This is a genomic window from Albidovulum sp. (assembly GCF_049646345.1).
GTDB lineage: Bacteria > Pseudomonadota > Alphaproteobacteria > Rhodobacterales > Rhodobacteraceae > Albidovulum.
Genome location: NZ_JBARVQ010000873.1, coordinates 1 through 3,089, shown reverse-complemented (window position 1 = coordinate 3,089; position 3,089 = coordinate 1). Strand labels below are relative to the sequence as shown.

Here is a 3,089-nt window from a genome sequence, read left to right as displayed (position 1 = left end):
AGATTCTTGGTCGCAAGGTCTATGCCGATCTGGCATCGATTCCGAAAGACGCGGGTGTCGACATGGTCGATATTTTCCGCCGTTCGGACGCCGTACCCGCGATCGTCGATCAGGCGATGGAAGAACTGCCCGACCTGAAGACGATCTGGATGCAGATCGGTGTAGAGCACGCCGAGGCCGCCGCCAGGGCCGGGGCGGCGGGTCTTGCCGTCGTGCAGAACCGCTGCCCGAAGATCGAGTATCAGCGGCTTTTCGGCGAATTGCGCATGGGCGGGTTTGCGACGGGTGTGATTTCCTCGAAACTCTGAGCGCGCGTCCGGTCCTAAGGGAACTGGTCACGTGGTGCTTTGGCGGTCAGGCCGCTGCGTCCCGTTCCGCCCCGCCGTTGAAGACCGGCGGGCGCTTGTCAAGGAAAGCTGCCATGCCCTCGAGCTGGGCGGGCAGGCCGTAGAGCGCGTGATAGGTCTGCCGTTCGTATCGCAGTCCTGCCTGAAGCGGCGTTTCCTCGGCCATGTTCACCGCCGCCCGCGCCATCTGGACGATATCTGCCGGATAGCCCGCGATGGTGGCGGCGACCTCCTGCGCCGTTTCCGCCAGCGCGTTCGCGGGAACCACCCGGCTAACGAGTCCGATCCGCAAAGCTTCCTCTGCGTCGATCATCCGTCCGGTCAGGATCATGTCCATAGCCTGCGCCCGCCCGACAATGCGGGTCAGTCGCTGAGTGCCGCCGATGCCGGGAATACAGCCGATCTTGACCTCGGGCTGACCGAACCGGGCGGTATCGGCGGCAAGGATCACGTCGCATATCAGCGCGACCTCGCAGCCGCCGCCAAGTGCGTATCCCGCCACCGCCGCGACCTTCGGCAGGCGCAGGGTGGCGAACCGGTCCCAGCCTGCGAAGAAGTCGGCAGCCTGCATCGACGCATGCGTCTGCATCGCCAGTTCGGCGATATCGGCCCCGGCGGCAAAGGCGCGGTCATTGCCGGTCAGAATCAGGCAGCCGATCTCCGGGTCGGCATCAAAGCGCGTGGCGGCATCAAGCACCTCGGCCTCTACCTGGGCATTCAGCGCGTTCAGCTGTTTTGGCCGGTTGAAGCGGATCGTCGCGACCCGGCCGGTGACGCTGGTGTCAATCGTCTCATACATGTCAGCTGTCCCAGATTGCGCCATAGGCTGGGATGCCCAGGCTTTCCATGTCATGCACCACCTTGCGGGTAAGCTTCTGGTTGGAGATCACGATCACCGCTTCGGCCCCGCTGTCGCGCACCGCGCGCAAAGCGAGTGCGGAAAGGTCGGGCTTGCCGTGACGGTCGGTGTCCCAGATCACCGGCGCCTCGGTATGGGCCTCGATCTCATCCACAAGCGCTTCGCCATAGGTCTTTCGGGGGGAGCGTGTGGACCAGATCAGCCGGTTCGGCACCTCGCCCGCCAGAAGATGCGGCAGGATGGGGCCGATGCCCGATCCGGTGCCGACATAGACGACCTTGCGGAACAAAACCTCGATCCGCGCGACGCCTGAAGTGGTGATCCCCTTAACCCAGACATGGGACGGCGGGGTATCGATGAACCGGCCCGTCCAGTCGCCCGCCCGACTGATCGCCAGCCGGTAGCCTGACGTGTCCGGTTCGGGGATATTCGCGAAGGAATGGTATTCGCCGAAGGGTGTCAGGCTGATCGCATTGGAACTGCCCGGAAAGGGCGTGTCGCCATAGTCGAACCGCGCCAAAACCGCGTGGTCCGAGGGCTTGACGGTATCGACCCTGACCCGTTTCAGCGTCATCCAGGGCGAGGCGACGGAGAGCGTGATGAGGCTAAGCGCCCAGAAGGCGGGTGTTTCCGTCAGCGCGCCGCCCATGTCGCGGGTGATTGATATGGTCTGTGCCCAGAAGAGACCGAGCACGGTCCAGCCGACGAAGCGGTGCACCTTTTCAAAGAGGTTGTGGAACCGGGCGCGGATCGGGCCGAGTGCGGTGACGATCATCACGGTCATCAGCCCCAGCATCGTCGCGCTGAGCCCCAGCGTCAGGTCCGAGGGCAGGACCTCGCCGGAAAGCCGGTTCGCCGCCATGCCGTAAAGCAGGAAGCCGAACCAGACCGTGCCCGTGACCGTGCCGCCCGAATGCAGCCCGCCGAAGTGAAAGACCTTGCCCGCCCACCAGCGCAGCCAGAGCGGCCAGCTGACAGGCATCCGCGTGGCCAGCCAGAAAAGCGCGTTCACAACCCGTTGCTGACGGATCAGCATGCCCATGGCGAGGTTGATCAATGCCATGTCGGCAATCTGGCCAAGCGCGTAGCCAGCGTCGGTCAGCCATCGACCGTCCAACACGCCATCGGCAAAGATCCAGAGGTTGACGGCGGCCACAAGAAAGACCAACCGACGATACTCCATCAGAGCCGGATGTCGCGTGACGCGTCGCCAGTTGACGCCGCGCGTTTCGAAATTTGTTGCCTCCGTGGTCACTGGTTCACCTCTACGCCATTGGCTTCGATATGCTCTTTCGCCAGCGACAGAAGCAGCCGCTTGTCGATCTTGCCGCGCGGGGTGCGGGGCAGGGTGGCAAGAGGCAGGATCACGGTGGGCTTGCAGTAATAGGGCAGCTTCTCGGCCACGGACCGTTCCGCCGCTTTCGGGCAGGCCGAGGCGGGGGAGATGAAGCTGACCAGATTGCGGGCGTCGTATTTCAGCGTGACGGCTTGCGCGCAGCCCTCAGCCGCTTCCAGCGCGCGCGACACTCCGTCAAGCTCGACCCGGAAGCCCCGGACCTTCACCTGATCATCGACGCGGCCGAAATGCTCCAGCTCGCCCGTATCGGTCCAGCGGCCAAGGTCGCGGGTGAGGAACATCATGTGGCCGGGGCGGAACGGGTCGGGCCGGTAGCGCTCAGCCGTCAGCTTCGGATTGGAGAGGTACCCCATCGTAACGCAATCGCCGCCCGCCCACATCTCGCCCGTCGCGCCGATGGGCAGGGGGCGCAGGTCGTCGTCAAGGATATAGACGGTATTGTTGGGTGTCGGCCGCCCGATGGACAGGACCGGCTTGTCGGGCCGGTGCGGTTCGGCGGTGTTGATGATCGTGGTCTCGGTCGGGC

At 64.6% G+C, this 3,089-nt stretch carries 4 protein-coding genes; 1 reads left to right on the top strand and 3 read right to left on the bottom strand.

All coding sequences use genetic code 11. The features are described 5' to 3' along the window. The coding region (locus WBB85_RS22840; RefSeq protein ID WP_432640865.1) for a CoA-binding protein at positions 1-308 on the top strand (308 nt) is incomplete at its 5' end. A 46-nt stretch (positions 309-354) separates the two neighbouring features. Here WBB85_RS22840 and WBB85_RS22835 read toward each other — a convergent pair. The 3 genes from WBB85_RS22835 to WBB85_RS22825 all read right to left on the bottom strand — a co-directional run. After that, positions 355-1,146, bottom strand: coding sequence for an enoyl-CoA hydratase-related protein (locus WBB85_RS22835; protein WP_432640864.1), 792 nt, complete (start codon positions 1,144-1,146; stop codon positions 355-357). A gap of 1 nt (position 1,147) precedes the next feature. Next, a complete protein-coding gene (locus WBB85_RS22830) occupies positions 1,148-2,461 on the bottom strand; it encodes a hypothetical protein (protein ID WP_432640863.1) in 1,314 nt (437 codons plus the stop codon). Continuing rightward, positions 2,458-3,089, bottom strand: a 632-nt coding sequence (locus WBB85_RS22825) for an AMP-binding protein (protein WP_432640862.1), incomplete at its 5' end; no start/stop codon positions are given. The genes WBB85_RS22830 and WBB85_RS22825, both read right to left, overlap by 4 nt.